General features: G+C 64.5%; 13 protein-coding genes. 9 read left to right on the top strand and 4 right to left on the bottom strand.

The window, feature by feature from the left end:
* Window positions 1–14 precede the first annotated feature (14 nt).
* Window positions 15–455 (bottom strand): host attachment family protein, encoded by a 441-nt coding sequence (locus EJ069_RS30950; protein ID WP_126064352.1) that lies wholly within the window; start codon window positions 453–455, stop codon window positions 15–17.
* A 418-nt stretch (window positions 456–873) separates the two neighbouring features.
* On the opposite strand from EJ069_RS30950, the gene cysG reads away from it, so the two are divergent.
* The 7 genes from cysG to EJ069_RS30990 all read left to right on the top strand — a co-directional run bounded on the left by cysG (window position 874) and on the right by EJ069_RS30990 (window position 8,277).
* Entirely contained in the window at window positions 874–2,322 is a 1,449-nt protein-coding gene (gene cysG, locus EJ069_RS30955) for a siroheme synthase CysG (RefSeq protein WP_126064353.1), read from the top strand.
* On the top strand, window positions 2,319–2,621 hold the full coding sequence (locus tag EJ069_RS30960) for a DUF2849 domain-containing protein (RefSeq protein ID WP_126064354.1): 303 nt from the start codon (window positions 2,319–2,321) through the stop codon (window positions 2,619–2,621). Before cysG ends, EJ069_RS30960 begins: the two co-directional genes overlap by 4 nt.
* Window positions 2,622–2,665: 44 nt before the next feature.
* Window positions 2,666–4,336 carry a nitrite/sulfite reductase gene (locus tag EJ069_RS30965; RefSeq protein ID WP_126064355.1) on the top strand — a complete coding sequence of 557 codons (1,671 nt, stop codon included), beginning with the start codon at window positions 2,666–2,668 and terminating at the stop codon, window positions 4,334–4,336.
* A complete protein-coding gene (locus EJ069_RS30970; RefSeq protein WP_126064356.1) occupies window positions 4,311–5,075 on the top strand; it encodes a phosphoadenylyl-sulfate reductase in 765 nt (254 codons plus the stop codon). The genes EJ069_RS30965 and EJ069_RS30970 overlap by 26 nt, the downstream gene beginning before the upstream one ends.
* A 169-nt stretch (window positions 5,076–5,244) precedes the next feature.
* Window positions 5,245–5,778 (top strand): DUF934 domain-containing protein, encoded by a 534-nt coding sequence (locus EJ069_RS30980; protein ID WP_126064357.1) that lies wholly within the window; start codon window positions 5,245–5,247, stop codon window positions 5,776–5,778.
* 78 nt (window positions 5,779–5,856) lie between these two features.
* Entirely contained in the window at window positions 5,857–7,464 is a 1,608-nt protein-coding gene (locus EJ069_RS30985) for a GMC family oxidoreductase N-terminal domain-containing protein (protein WP_126064358.1), read from the top strand.
* A 192-nt stretch (window positions 7,465–7,656) separates the two neighbouring features.
* Window positions 7,657–8,277 carry a DJ-1/PfpI family protein gene (locus tag EJ069_RS30990; RefSeq protein ID WP_126064359.1) on the top strand — a complete coding sequence of 207 codons (621 nt, stop codon included), beginning with the start codon at window positions 7,657–7,659 and terminating at the stop codon, window positions 8,275–8,277.
* Between the two features lie 162 nt (window positions 8,278–8,439).
* On the opposite strand, the gene EJ069_RS30995 is transcribed toward EJ069_RS30990, so the two are convergent.
* Window positions 8,440–8,640, bottom strand: a complete 201-nt coding sequence (locus tag EJ069_RS30995; protein ID WP_042641030.1) for a hypothetical protein — start codon at window positions 8,638–8,640, stop codon at window positions 8,440–8,442.
* 218 nt (window positions 8,641–8,858) lie between these two features.
* On the opposite strand from EJ069_RS30995, the gene grpE reads away from it, so the two are divergent.
* Window positions 8,859–9,491: a nucleotide exchange factor GrpE gene (gene grpE, locus EJ069_RS31000; RefSeq protein ID WP_126064360.1), complete on the top strand. Its 633-nt coding sequence runs from the start codon at window positions 8,859–8,861 to the stop codon at window positions 9,489–9,491.
* Between the two features lie 102 nt (window positions 9,492–9,593).
* Window positions 9,594–10,226: a trimeric intracellular cation channel family protein gene (locus EJ069_RS31005; RefSeq protein ID WP_126064361.1), complete on the top strand. Its 633-nt coding sequence runs from the start codon at window positions 9,594–9,596 to the stop codon at window positions 10,224–10,226.
* Window positions 10,227–10,324: 98 nt separating this feature from the next.
* Here the strand turns inward: EJ069_RS31005 and EJ069_RS31010 are convergent, their stop codons facing one another.
* Window positions 10,325–11,200 (bottom strand): GNAT family N-acetyltransferase, encoded by an 876-nt coding sequence (locus tag EJ069_RS31010; RefSeq protein ID WP_042641035.1) that lies wholly within the window; start codon window positions 11,198–11,200, stop codon window positions 10,325–10,327.
* Window positions 11,201–11,395: 195 nt separating this feature from the next.
* Complete coding sequence (locus EJ069_RS31015) at window positions 11,396–13,669, bottom strand: PAS domain-containing hybrid sensor histidine kinase/response regulator (protein WP_126064362.1); 2,274 nt, start codon at window positions 13,667–13,669, stop codon at window positions 11,396–11,398.
* Between the last annotated feature and the right edge of the window lie 55 nt (window positions 13,670–13,724).

Consider the following 13,724-nt stretch of genomic DNA (forward strand, 5'->3'; position numbering starts at 1 on the left):
TTCCTTCCGCCGCTTTATGCCGCCTGCAGCAGGGTCTCGATCTCGGGAATGGTGTGATTGGTGAGCGTCTTTGGGATTTCCGCCTGCACCTTCTCGCTAACTTCCTTGTGCAGTTTCTGGCGCATCTCGCCAAGCACCTGCGGCGGCGCGATCAGCACGACCGCGTCGAACGCGCCGCTATGCGCGAGCTTGTAGAGCCGGTCGGCAATCTCGACAGCGAAACGTTCCTTGCCGAGGCGGTGCCAATCGGTTTCCTCGACGGCGCTGCGGGGGCCCTCGTTGCTCTGGCGGCCCGGCTTGTCCGTACCCTGCTCACGCGTCGCGGGGTTCTCCTGCTCCATCTCCTGCACCACCTCCAGGTTCGGGAACTTGTTGTCGCCCTGGTTGCGCAGGAAAAGCGCCTTTTCACCATCGGCCACGACGACCCACAATCCGTGCTTCAGCTTGATGTTCATGGCGTTCCTCCGTTGCTTGCGGGTTGCCGACCGGTCGAGCCCAGGATCGACAGAATGGATTGCTAGCCAAACGAGCCGCGAAGCAGGATTGTTCCGCTTGATGGCGATGCCTCGATCGTTCGCCTCAGATTGGGGCTGAGCGCCGGTCCGGTGAGGTCGGCTTTAATCTACTAACTTAGTAGAATTTAGAAAAAACTGTTTTGCCACTTTCCAGGTCCGGCGCTAAAAGTTACGGCGTATCAAGGCGCTCTCTTGAGGCGATCTGCCCGCCTCCACTAAAAAGTAGAATTTTTTTCTCCGGCCTTTTGCGGCTGCGAAAAAGCGATTGCCTGCCGTTCGGCGACGCGCGAGTGCTTGCCTTCTGATTTTCGGCCAGCCCGCGTAAAACTGCCAAACTGTTTCAATATTGCTCGTCGCCATGTCGCCAGCCAACGTCAAACTCAATGCCTTCCCGGTCTTCATGCGGATCGACGGCGAAGCCGTGGCCATAATCGGCAATCGCGAGGAGGCGCTTGCCAAGGCCCGGCTGCTCGCCCAGTCGAGCGCGGCGCTGTGCATCATTGCCGACGACGCCGATCCCGACCTGCTTGCCTTTATCGCGGCTTCCGGTGCCGTTCACGTCGATGCCGCCTATGAGGCCGCGCATCTTCAGGATGCCGTCTTGGTGTTCGCAGCCAGTGGCGACAAGGCGCTCGACCGCCGCGTCGCCGAGGATGCGCGCCGGTTGGGCATTCCGGTCAATGCGGTAGACCAGCCGGACGTGTGCGATTTCTTCACTCCGGCGCTGGTCAACCGCGCGCCGGTTGCGATTGCCATCGGCACCGAGGGCGCCGGACCGGTTCTGGCCCAGATGCTGCGTGTCCGCATCGACCGCATGCTGTCGCCTTCGCTCGGCCGGCTGGCGGCGCTTGCCGCGTCGTTCCGCGCCGCCGCGGAGAAACTACCGAAGGGCAATCGCCGTCGCCGCTTCTGGAGCGATTTCTTCGCCGGCGTGCCGGCCAAGGCCATCGAAGCCGGTGACCACGCCCAAGCGCATGGCGCGGCGCTCGAACTTCTGAGCGCGGATGCATCGGCCGCGGGCCATATCGCGCTGGTCGGCGCCGGTCCGGGCGCGGAGGACCTTTTGACTTTGCGTGCCCACCGCCTGCTGATGGAAGCCGATGCCATCGTCTATGATGCGCTGGTGCCGGAGGCGATCGTCGCGATGGGGCGCCGCGATGCCGAGCGCCTGCCGGTCGGCAAGCGCAAGGGGTGCCACTCCAAGAGCCAGGAAGAGATCAACGCGCTGCTCATCGAACTAGGCCGTGCCGGCAAGCGCGTGGTGCGGCTGAAGTCCGGCGATCCGCTGGTGTTCGGCCGTGCCGGGGAAGAGATGGCTGCGCTGCGTGATGCCGGCATTGCCTATGAGGTGGTTCCGGGCGTTACCGCCGCCTTTGCCGCCGCCGCCGATTTCGAACTGCCGCTGACCTTGCGCGGTGTTTCATCCTCGATGGTGTTCACCACCGGCCACGACCTCAAGGGCAACTCGCTGCCGGACTGGGCCAAGCTCGCCATCTCCGGCGCGACCGTCGCCGTCTATATGGGCCGTTCGGTCGCGGCGGAAGTCGCTGGACGGCTGATCGAGGCGGGGCTGTCGCCGGACACGGCCGTCGCGGTGGTCGAGAATGCCAGCCTCGGCACCCGGCGCCGCTTTCACGGCACGCTCGCCGACCTGCCGTCGCTGGAAGAGCGCGCCGACCTCACCGGTCCGGTCATGACGATCATCGGCGATGCGGTCGCCGGCGCCAATTTCGAACGATCAGAGCCGCTCGCGGCACATAGACATGAGGGCGCGGCTTCAGCCGTCGCCGAAGGAGTTCAGCCATGAAGGTTCTAACCGCGAACAGGCTCTCCGACGGCATCGCCGTCTGGTACGCCGATGGCGGCTGGGCGGAGACGGTCGGCCATGCGGATATCGCGCATGACAAGGCGGCGGAGGACCGGCTGGAAGCGATCGGCGCCTCGGCCGCCGCCAACAATGAGGTGGTCGACGTCAATCTGATCGACGTCGAAGTCATCGACGGTTTGGCCGAGCCGGTGCGGCTGCGCGAAAAGATCCGCGCCGCTGGCCCGACCATCCGCACCGATCTCGGCAAGCAGGCGGCCCCGGAAGCCATCGGGGCCTAGGTTTTTTAGAAAGCAGCGGGCGGACGCGCCCGGAAAGACGAAGCATGTACCGTTACGACGAGTTCGACCAGGATTTTGTTCATGCCCGTGTTGCCGAGTTCAGCGACCAGGTGCAGCGCCGGCTTGCCGGCGAGATCACTGAGGACCAGTTCCGGCCGCTCAGGCTGATGAACGGCGTCTATCTGCAGCTGCACGCCTATATGCTGCGCATCGCCGTGCCCTATGGCACGCTGAACAGCAAGCAGTTGCGCATGCTCGGCCATATTGCGCGCAAATACGACAAGGGCTACGGCCACTTCACCACGCGCCAGAACATCCAGTTCAACTGGCCGGCCCTGTCGGATATCCCGGCGATCCTGGCTGATCTCGCGAGCGTCGAGATGCATGCGATCCAGACAAGCGGCAATTGCATCCGCAACGTCACCGCCGATCATTTCGCGGGCGCCGCCGCCGACGAGGTGGCCGATCCGCGTCCCTATGCGGAAATCCTGCGCCAATGGTCCTCGGTGCATCCGGAATTCTCGTTCCTGCCGCGCAAGTTCAAAATTGCGGTGACGGGTGCGGAGCGCGACCGCGCTGCCATCCAGACGCATGACATCGGCCTGCATTTGAAGAAGAACGCGGCCGGCGAGCTTGGGTTCGCGGTCTATGTCGGAGGCGGCCAGGGCCGCACGCCGATGGTGGCTAAGAAGATCCGCGATTTCCTGCCGGAAGCCGATCTTCTGTCCTACTGCACGGCGATCCTGCGCGTTTACAACCTCTACGGCCGCCGCGACAACAAGTACAAGGCGCGCATCAAGATCTTGGTGCACGAAACCGGCGTGGAGGAGATCACCCGCCAGATCGAAGCAGAATGGCAGGAGCTCAAGGACGCCGAGCTGAAGCTGCCGGAGGCCGACATTCAGGCCATCAACGCCTATTTCGCGCCGCCGGCGCTGACCGCCCGGCCTGAGGGCGACGATGCGGTGAAGCAGGCGCGGCTTGATTCCAAGAGCTTCTCGGAATGGCTCGACCAGAATGTCGTGACGCATCGCCATCCCGACTATGCGGCGGTCACCATCTCGCTCAAGGGCATCGGCGAGGTGCCCGGCGACGCCAGCGACAGCCAGATGGAGGCGGTGGCCGACATTGCCGAGAAATATGCCTTCGACGAGTTGCGCGTCAGCCACGAGCAGAACCTGATCCTGCCGCATGTGGCACGCGCCGACCTCAAGGCGGTCTATGATGCGCTGGTCGAGATCGGTCTCGCGACCGCCAATTCCAACCTGATCAGCGACATCATCTCCTGCCCGGGCCTGGATTATTGCGCGCTGGCCACGGCGCGCTCGATCCCGATCGCGCAGGAAATCTCGCAGCGCTTCGCCTCTCTGGAGCGGCAGCGCGAGATCGGCGAATTGAAGCTGAAGATCTCCGGCTGCATCAATGCCTGCGGCCACCACCATGTCGGCCATATCGGCATCCTCGGCGTCGAGAAGAAAGGCTCCGAGCTCTACCAGGTGACGCTCGGCGGCTCGGCCGACGAGAACACCTCCGTGGGCGAGATCATCGGCCGCGGCTTCTCATCGGAAGAGATCACCGATGCCATCGAGCAGATCGTCGACACCTATCTCGGCCTTCGGCTCAGTCCCGATGAACGTTTTATCGACGCCTACCGCCGAGTCGGTCCCGCGCCGTTCAAGGAGGCGCTCTATGCTGGCGAAACCAAGGCCGCTTGACCGTATTGTCGACGTCGAGGCCGGCATCGCCGCCGAAGCGGCCGGGCTCGACGCGCTGCTCGGCCATCTGAAGCCGATCGAGATCATCGAGCGCGCGGCGCGCGAATCCTTCCGCGGCGAGGTCGCGGCGGTCTCGTCCTTCGGCGCGGATTCGGCGGTGCTGCTGCACATGATCTCGGAGATCGACCGCACGCTGCCGGTGATCTTCCTCGACACCGGCAAGCATTTCGAGGAGACGCTCGGCTATCGCGACGCGCTGGTCGCCGATTTCGGCCTGACGGATGTAAGGGTGATCAAGCCGGACGAGGCGGCGCTCGAACGCGTCGATGCGACCGGCCAGCTCAACGAGACCGACACGGACGCCTGCTGCAATGTGCGCAAGGTGGAGCCGCTGGCGCGCGGCGTCGAGCCGTTCCGGGCCTGGTTCACCGGGCGCAAGCGCTTCCAGGCCTCCACGCGGGCGGCGTTGCCCGTCTTCGAGGCGGTCGGCTCGCGCATCCGCATCAATCCGCTCGCGCATTGGACGACGTCGGATCAGGCCGACTATATGCGCGCGCATGCGCTGCGCGAAAATCCGTTGGTCGCCTATGGCTATCTCTCGATCGGCTGCTTCCCGTGCACACAGCCAGTGCAGCCCGGCGAGGACGCACGCAGCGGCCGCTGGGCCGGGCACGCCAAGACCGAGTGCGGTATCCACCTCTCCGGACTGGAGAAGTCGCTGACCGACGCCTCTCTTTAGGATACGCGATATTCAGGTGAGGCCGGCCTGCAAATGGCAACTTCCTGCGCTTCCGGTGCTCACGTACTTCAAGTACGCTCCGCTCTGGTTCTCGGAAGCCACCATTTTCGGCTCGGCCTGACCTGAATCTCGACATATCCTTCGAATCTTTGGGACTTTAGGATTTTTGATGACTGGATCGACGACGGCGGGGACCCGCCTCTGGACCCCGAACGGTTTTCGCGAGGACGAGTGGACGCACGCCGAAAGCGCCGAAGCGCTGGCCGGCAATGGCCGCTTCATCCTGCCGCTGCAGGCTTTTCTCGAACTCGATGAAGAAATCCGCAAGTCAGCCAAGGAACGCCTCGGCGTGCTGCTGCAGCCCGGCGACGAACTCGACAAGATAACCGGCCTGCTGGATCAGCTGTCACTGGTGGCGCTCGCCTTCCCGGCCTTCAATGACGGCCGCTCCTTTTCCAAGGGCGAGTTGCTGCGCGCGCGGCATCATTTCACGGGCGCGGTGCGCGCCACTGGCCAGGTGCTGGTCGACCAGCTGCCGCATATGCTGCGGCTCGGCTTCGACGAGTTCGAGGTCTCCAACCCGGTGCTGCTGAAGCGGCTGGAGGAAGGACGGACCGGCGGCCTGCCAGTCTATTATCAGCCGGCCGTGGAGCCTGAGCCCAAGGGCCCGAAATATTCCTGGCGGCGCAAGCGTCCCAGCTAACGCAGCGGCATCTTTACAAGGCGCTTCAGCAGGCATTCTCTCAAGGGAACGGACGGAAAGATCCGCCGGGAGGGAACCATGCGCTACGACTATGTGATTGCCGGCGGCGGCTCCGCCGGCTCGACGCTGGCCGCGAGACTTTCCGAGGACCCATCGAAGACGGTCTGCCTGCTCGAGGCGGGAGGCGCGGGCAAGGACCTCTTGATCCGCGCGCCGGCCGGCATCATCGCTCTGCTGCCCGGCAGGCCGAAGATCAACAACTGGGCCTTCCAGACAGTACCGCAGGAAGGTCTCAACGGCCGAAGGGGCTATCAGCCGCGCGGGAAGGGCCTGGGTGGCTCGAGCGCCATCAACGCCATGCTCTACACGCGGGGCAATCGCCGTGACTATGACGAATGGGCCGAGCTTGGTTGCGACGGCTGGTCGTGGGACGAGGTGCTGCCCTATTTCCGGCGCGCCGAAGGCAACCAGCGCGGGGCTGACGCGCTGCATGGCGGCGACGGGCCGCTGAGGGTCTGCGAGCAGCAGGAGCCGCGCGCGATCTCCAGGGCCTTCGTCGAGGCCTGCGGCGAGAACCAGATCAGGCTGAACGACGATTTCAACGGGCCGGAGCAGGAAGGGGCCGGCCTCTATCAGGTGACGCAGTTCTGGGGCGAGCGCCGCAATGGCGAGCGCTGCTCGGCGGCGGCGGCCTATCTGCATCCGGCGATGAACCGGCCGAACCTCACCGTGGTCACCGGCGCGCATGCGACGGGCGTGGTGCTCAACGGCAGGCGCGCCACTGGCGTGCGCTACCGCAGCGGCAAGAGCGAGGCCGTGGCGGAAGCCAGACGCGAAGTCATTCTTTGCGGCGGGGCGTTCGGTTCGCCGCAGCTGCTCCTGCTCTCGGGCATCGGACCAGCGGTCGAGCTCGCGGCGCACGGCATTCCGCTTGTCCACGAATTGCCGGGCGTCGGCAGGAACCTGCAGGATCATCTCGATTTCATCCTCGCCTGGAAGTCCAGACAGACCGATTTGATGGGCATCGGCCTCAGCGGCATGCCGGGCCTGATCAAGCACATGCTGCGCTGGCGCAAGGACGGAACCGGCATGATCGCCACGCCTTATGCCGAAGGCGGCGCTTTCCTGAAATCAGACCCGGCGATCGAGCGGCCCGACCTGCAATTGCATTTCTGTATCGCCATCGTCGACGACCACGGCCGCAAGCTGCATATGGGTTATGGGTTTTCCTGCCATGTCTGTGTGCTTCGGCCGCATTCGCGCGGCGAGGTGGGTTTGAACAGCGCCGATCCGCTGGCGCCGCCGCGCATCGATCCGCGTTTCCTCGAGGACGAGCGCGACGGCGAGCTTCTGCTCAAGGGCGTGCGAATGATGCGCGCCATATTGGAGGCGCCGGCGCTGGCAAAATATCGCGCCAGGGAAATCTACACCGCCGGCGCGTCCAGCGACGCCGAGCTCATGGCGCATATCAGGGCGCGCGCCGACACGATCTACCACCCGGCCGGCACCTGCAAGATGGGCGTCGACGACATGGCCGTGGTCGACCCGCAGCTCAAGGTGCGCGGGCTGGAAGGGTTGCGCGTCGTCGATGCCTCGGTGATGCCGACCCTGATCGGCGGCAATACCAATGCGCCGACGATCATGATTGCCGAGAAGGCCGCGGATATGATCCGGGCTGCGGTCTGATCGTCGGTCTTGGTCGGACCAACGTCTTCGGTTCTGTTGCGGCGATGTCGCCTTGGTATGCCTGCCGATAGGATCGAATCCATCTGGTCAGACCAATTCGGCGATTTGCACTTCCCCTTTTGCCGTCCTCACCTTAGGATAGGGTTATTATTTTGCACCCCGAAATAAATAGCCAGCTAAGGGAGGAACGGCATGGCCGGCAAGAAGATATTGATGCTCGTTGGCGAGTTCAGCGAGGAATACGAGATTTTCGTCTTTGAACAGGCCATGCATGCGGTCGGTCACACCGTCCATGTCGTGTGCCCGGACAAGAAGGCGGGCGACGTGCTCAAGACCTCGTTGCACGACTTCGAAGGCCACCAGACCTATACCGAAAAGCTCGGCCACGACTACATCCTCAACAAGACCTTCGCCGAGGTGAATCCGGCCGACTATGACGCGGTTTACGCCGCAGGCGGGCGCGGACCGGAATATATCCGCATCGACAAGCGCGTGCAGGCGCTGGTCAGGCATTTCCATGAGACCGGCAAGCCGATCTTCACCATCTGCCACGGCGTGCAGATCCTGATCGCGGTCGACGGCGTGGTGCGCGGCAAGAAAGTGGCGGCGCTGCAGTATTGCGAGCCGGAAGTGACGCTAGCCGGCGGCATCTATGTCGACGTCGCGCCGACCGGCGCGCATGTCGACGGCAATCTGGTGTCAGCGAAAGGCTGGCCGGGCCTTGCCGCTTTCATGCGGGAATGCCTGAAGGTGCTCGGCACCGAGATCCGCCACGGCGAAGCGCTGACGCGCGACGACCGAAAGGCGGCCTAAAGCGCGTCGCGATCTTTCAGATTCGCTCCATACGCTTTAGGTCGATTTTATGCATGTCTTTGTCCCGAAACCGATTCCCACTTTCGGGAGACATGTTTGCGCAATTCCGGACGGAAAACCGCTACACACTTTCCCCGGAATTGCTCTAACCGCGGCGCGCGGCTATCGACGCCGCTCGCCGCCGGCTTTCCTGGCATCCGCGGCGTCCAGGCGGTCAAGCAGGTCGCTCAGCCGCCGAGGCACCTCTTTTTCCAGGCGAAATGCCGGCAAGGTGCGCAGAAAGCGCTTTGTCGCTTCGCTGCCTGCCTGCCGCCTGATATCGTTGGCCAATTCGGCGCGCCGGTTGCCGTTGTTGCCGTTCATCGTCCCAAAATCCTGTGTCGGCTTCGAAACTCCTCCAGCCCGTTTATGGTTCCCGCAACGGCATTCGAGGGCAAGCAAAGCCGCGTGATACGGTAAAATTTGAATTAATTTGGAATGATGGCTCGACATCCGCCGCGAGCGCTTACCCCTTGATTTTTGGCCTCCAAACCTCGATATCGGGCGCAAATCCAGACCAATCCGAATGACGGGAAACGGCGATGAGCGACCAGGCAAAAGACGAACGCACGCCCGAAGATATGGAAGCCACCCAGGCTTCCGGCGAGCGTGCGGAAGGTGGCGTCGACGGCGACTATGAAGCGCTCGTGCGGCTGCTGAAGGAAAACGAGGAACTGAAGGACCGCGCGTTGCGCGTCGCGGCCGAAATGGAGAATTTGCGGCGGCGCACCGCGCGCGACGTGCATGACGCGCGCACTTACGCGGTGGCCAATTTCGCGCGCGACATGCTGTCTGTATCGGACAATCTGCGCCGCGCGCTCGATGCCATTCCGGCTGAGGCCAAGGCCTCCGGCGATGCCGGCTTCAAGGCGCTTATCGAGGGTGTCGACCTCACCGAACGCGCCATGCTTTCGGCGCTGGAGCGCCACGGCGTGAAGAAACTCGCCCCCGAAGGCGAGAAGTTCGATCCGAACTTCCACCAGGCGATGTTCGAAGTGCCCAATCCGGAGGTCCCGGCCGGCACCGTCGTCCAGGTGGTGCAGCCCGGCTATTCGATCGGCGAGCGCGTGTTGCGGCCGGCGATGGTCGGCGTCGCCAAGGGTGGCCCGAAGACGGCCGCCGAGGCAAAGGTCGAGCCCGGCCCGGTGAACGAGCAGGCCGAGAAGGATGCTTGATAGCCAGTAGCGAATAGGGAGTAGTGAGTAGGGGACTGATAATCGTCTGAGGCTTCGTGCTATTTCCCTACTCACTATTCGCTACTCACTACTCGCTCACTCATGAACCCCATCGCCTTGCTCGACTATGCCGGCGTCGCCGTCTTCGCGGCGACGGGCGCGCTTGCCGCATCGCGCAAGCAGCTCGACATCATCGGCTTCCTGTTCCTGGCCAGCATCACTGGCATCGGCGGCGGCACGCTGCGCGACGTCATCCTCAACCTGCCCGTATTCTGGGTCGCCAACAGCGGCTATGTGCTGATCTGCGCGGTCGTCGCGGTGCTGGTCTTCTTCAGCGCCCACCGCTTCGAATCCCGCTACAAGCTGCTGCTCTGGCTCGATGCCATCGGGCTTGCCGCGTTCTCGGTGATGGGCGCAGCCAAGGGGCTGGCGATCACCGGTTCGCCTGTCGTGTCGGTCATCACGGGCGTGCTGACGGCAACCTCCGGCGGCATCTTGCGCGACCTGCTGGCCGGCGAGCCTTCGGTGCTGCTGAGGCCTGAAATCTATGTCACGGCTGCCCTGGCCGGCGCCGCCATCTTCACCCTTGGCGATCTTGCCGGCCTGCCGGCGCTGGCGTCCAGCCTGCTCGGCTTCGCCGGCGCGTTCGTGGTGCGCGGCGGGGCGCTTAAATTCGGCTGGTCGTTTGCGGCCTATCGGAGTCGGCCGGGGCGAAGGCCGGAAGACATTCCGTGAGGGAGTAGCGAATAGGGAGTAGCGAGTAGAGATTACCCGAGATAGCGTTCTATTCGCTATTCGCTATTCGCTATTCGCTATTCGCTATTCGCTATTCGCTATGCCGCGAAGCGCTGCCCTTCGCCGCCATAATAGTTGACATAGCGGGCGCCGATCTCCTTGACCGGCATGACGACGAAGACGTCGACGGTCGAGAATTCGTGGTCGATCACGCAGCCGTCGCCGATGCGGGCACCGACGCGCAGATAACCCTTGACCAGCGGCGGCATGGCGGCGATCGCCGCCTTGGTGTTCACCGCCTCGATCGGCATCAGGTCCATCGAGCAGTAGCGCCCCGGTACCGCGCGGACATCCCAGGCGGAGTTGGTGCGGCAATGATGGGCAAGATAGGTCAGCGCCTCGGCATGCGCCGCCGGCACGATGCCGTGGAAGGAGGCGCAGCCGGTCATCACGCCGATGCCGTAATGGTTGATGTAAGCCCAGATGCCTTGCCACAGCGCCTCGATGGTGCGCTTGGAGCGGTATTCGGGGAGAACGCAGGAGCGGCCGAGCTCGAGGAAGCGCTGGCCGGGGTGGCGCGCGATCAGCTTGGTGAGCTCGAACTCGCCCTCGGAATAGAACCCGCCGGCGGTCGCGGCGATCTCCTGCCGCAACAGGCGATAGGTGCCGACGATGCGGCGGTGCTCGGGGCCGGGAAGGGACGTGTCCAACACGAGAAGGTGATCGCAGAGCGGGTCGAAACGGTCGGCATCGCGCCGGTCCTGCGCCTGGAACAGGTCCTTCCTCGCGCCAAGCTCGTCATAAAATACCCGATAGCGGACTTCCTGGGCGGCGGCGATCTCAGCCTCGTTGCGGGCGAGCCGCACCTCGAGGTTGCCGATCCGGCCCAGCGGAGCGCCGCTTGCGACGGCGTCGGCAGTGCGGGCAGCGAGCAGGGCGCCGCCGGCATTCGGCCGAGTGTCACATTCAGGCATGACTGTATGCACGAGTGATTCTCCTTCGAGCCATCCCTCTTGGCACGGGGATACGGTGTAGGTGCAACAGGATTGTGACACTACCGTGATACGACGTAGCGGGCAATACTTTGTCGGCTGGACAATACCCTCAACCGGCTATCTTACGGTCGCGAAAGCCAGGCGATGCATGGCTTTCAAGGGTTCAAAATTTCGTCAGGCGGCGACCTGGCCCTCAACCGCCCGGACGAGCGCGTCCGGGTCGAGCGGCTTGGTAACGAAGCCGCTGGCGCCATGGGCAAGCACGGCATGCCGGGTCTTTTCCTGGCTGTCGGCCGAAAGCACCATGATCGGGATCGGCGGCATGGCGAGCGACTCTTCATGGCGGCGGATGGCGGCGATCGCATCCAGGCCGTCCATGACAGGCATGTGCAGGTCCATCAGCACCACATCGAAGCGGAACTTGAGGCCGGCGTCGGTGACGGCATCGACCGCGGCCTTGCCGTTGCCAACAACCTTGACGCGATGCCCTGCCTTGAGCAGCGTGGCGCGGGCGAGCATGGCGTTGATGTCATTGTCCTCGGCGATCAGCACAGACAGGCCCTGGTCGCGCTTGCGCACCGAGGCGGCGCCGCGCGGCGCCGGCCGCGGCTGGGTGAGCGCGGAGCCATGGCTGGTCAACAGCACCCGCAAAAGGGTCTCGCCGCGCACGGGCCTCGCGAGGAAGGTGGCGTAGCCGCTGGCGCGGAATTCGCCGAGCATGCCCCGGTCCGTCGGCGCGATCAGGGTGATGGCTTCACAATCGGCGAAGCCTGAGTCGCGCAACCGCTTGAGCAACCTGCCGTCGCTGTTCTCGAGCGCGGCGTCGACCAGCAGCACGTTGCAGCCGGCAGCGAATGGAGCGGCCTGGCCTGGCGTCGCCGCAACCTCGACGATGCCGCCATAGGCCCTGATGGCGCGGGCGATGGCATCGGCCTCGATGGCGTTCTTCGAAACGATCACCGCCCGCCGGTCGGCGAGGATGTTGTGCCGGTGCGGCGGCGGCTCGGTCGCGGCGACGGCCGGGATCTCGAGGATGAATTCCGAGCCTTCGCCGAGCCGGCTCGAAACGGAGATCGTGCCGCCCATCGCCGTCACCAGCCGCTTCGAGATGGCAAGGCCAAGGCCGGCGCCGCCATGCACCCTGGTCGAGGTGCCGTCGGATTGCTCGAACTCTTCGAAGATGCGCTCCATGTCCTCTTCACGCAGTCCGGGGCCCGTGTCGGCAATGGTGAAGCAGATGCAGTCGCTGGTTTCGGTGCGGGCGCGCGCCACGGTGAGCAGCACGCCGCCCGTGTCGGTGAACTTCACCGCATTGCCGATGAGGTTGAGCAGCACCTGGCGCAGGCGGCCGGGGTCTGCGGTGATCATCTGCGGTACATCGGGTTCGACATGGCAGCCGAGGCCGATATTCTTGGCGAAGGCCTTCGCGGCCAGAAGCTCGATGATGTTGTCGGCAATTTCGCGCAGCGAAGTCGGCTGGGGCTCGGGCTCGAAGCGGCCAGCCTCGATCTTGGAATAGTCGAGCAGGTCCTCGATAAGCGCGAGCAACGCGCTGGCCGAGGTCGAAACAGCGCCGACATACGTGCGCTGTTCCGGCGACAGGTCGGTGTCGGCAAGCAGCTTCGCCATGCCCATGATACCGTTCATCGGCGTGCGGATCTCGTGGCTGACGGTGGCGAGGAAGCGCGACTTGGCCTGGCTCGCATATTCGGCCCGCTCGCGCGCGGTGATCAGCGAGGATTCGGCGCGCTTGCGGGCGGTGATGTCGCGCGCGATCGCCCGGTGCGAGACGGCGCCGGTATCCTTGTCGCGCACCGACAATTCGATCCAGGAGAACCAGCGCGGCCCATTCGGCGTGCGGATCGCGACATCGGTGGAGCTCAGGCATTCATGGTCGGAGAAGGCGGCGTCGGGAACGATGCCGACGTCGATGCCAAGCTCCGACAGGGTCTTGCCGGCGAGATTGCGAGGGTCGACCTCGACAAGCGAGGCAAAGACGCTGTTGGCATAGACGATATGGCCGTCGCGATCGCGATGGACGACGAGGTCGCCGAGCGCGTCGATCAGGCCGCGGAAGCGCTCCTCGCTCTCCTGCATCTCCCACATGCGATCGGCGAGGGTCTCGATCTCGGCGCGGCTGCGGGCTGCGGTCTCGTCGAGAAGCGCCGCGGTGCGCCGCTCGTCGCGGCGGTTGCGCAGATGCATGGCAAGTCCGGCGAAGGCCACGGCGGCGAGTCCGACGGTGACGATGATCGGCGCCCCGGTGAGATGCGCCAGCCCGGCCAGGACGACGATGGCGACGATCGTCAGGAAGGGCAGGCCTTCGTGGCTGGCGGCAGGCAAGTCGGGAGCCAGCGGCGGCGCGACGAGCACCTGCCGCTTCGGCGCGTCGGGCCTGTCAGCGCCCGCGGCTTTGCTGTCCTGCCTGATGTGGGAGTCCGCGACCATGCGCGGACCATGCCAGACAGAAATTATGGAAGATTGGGGCGGATCGTTCGAATTT

The sequence above is a fragment of the Mesorhizobium sp. M2A.F.Ca.ET.043.05.1.1 genome, assembly GCF_003952445.1.
Lineage (GTDB): Bacteria > Pseudomonadota > Alphaproteobacteria > Rhizobiales > Rhizobiaceae > Mesorhizobium.

What these genes read in the sequence shown, in the direction of transcription:
- EJ069_RS30990 (WP_126064359.1), top strand. Translation starts at nt 7,657, where the DNA reads ATGGCCGGCAAGAAGATATTGATGCTCGTTGGCGAGTTCAGCGAGGAA.
- EJ069_RS30965 (WP_126064355.1), top strand. Translation starts at nt 2,666, where the DNA reads ATGTACCGTTACGACGAGTTCGACCAGGATTTTGTTCATGCCCGTGTT.
- EJ069_RS31005 (WP_126064361.1), top strand. Translation starts at nt 9,594, where the DNA reads ATGAACCCCATCGCCTTGCTCGACTATGCCGGCGTCGCCGTCTTCGCG.
- EJ069_RS30950 (WP_126064352.1), bottom strand. Translation starts at nt 455, where the DNA reads ATGAACATCAAGCTGAAGCACGGATTGTGGGTCGTCGTGGCCGATGGT.
- EJ069_RS30970 (WP_126064356.1), top strand. Translation starts at nt 4,311, where the DNA reads ATGCTGGCGAAACCAAGGCCGCTTGACCGTATTGTCGACGTCGAGGCC.
- EJ069_RS30985 (WP_126064358.1), top strand. Translation starts at nt 5,857, where the DNA reads ATGCGCTACGACTATGTGATTGCCGGCGGCGGCTCCGCCGGCTCGACG.
- EJ069_RS31015 (WP_126064362.1), bottom strand. Translation starts at nt 13,669, where the DNA reads ATGGTCGCGGACTCCCACATCAGGCAGGACAGCAAAGCCGCGGGCGCT.
- cysG (WP_126064353.1), top strand. Translation starts at nt 874, where the DNA reads ATGTCGCCAGCCAACGTCAAACTCAATGCCTTCCCGGTCTTCATGCGG.
- EJ069_RS30995 (WP_042641030.1), bottom strand. Translation starts at nt 8,640, where the DNA reads ATGAACGGCAACAACGGCAACCGGCGCGCCGAATTGGCCAACGATATC.
- EJ069_RS31010 (WP_042641035.1), bottom strand. Translation starts at nt 11,200, where the DNA reads ATGCCTGAATGTGACACTCGGCCGAATGCCGGCGGCGCCCTGCTCGCT.
- EJ069_RS30980 (WP_126064357.1), top strand. Translation starts at nt 5,245, where the DNA reads ATGACTGGATCGACGACGGCGGGGACCCGCCTCTGGACCCCGAACGGT.
- EJ069_RS30960 (WP_126064354.1), top strand. Translation starts at nt 2,319, where the DNA reads ATGAAGGTTCTAACCGCGAACAGGCTCTCCGACGGCATCGCCGTCTGG.
- grpE (WP_126064360.1), top strand. Translation starts at nt 8,859, where the DNA reads ATGAGCGACCAGGCAAAAGACGAACGCACGCCCGAAGATATGGAAGCC.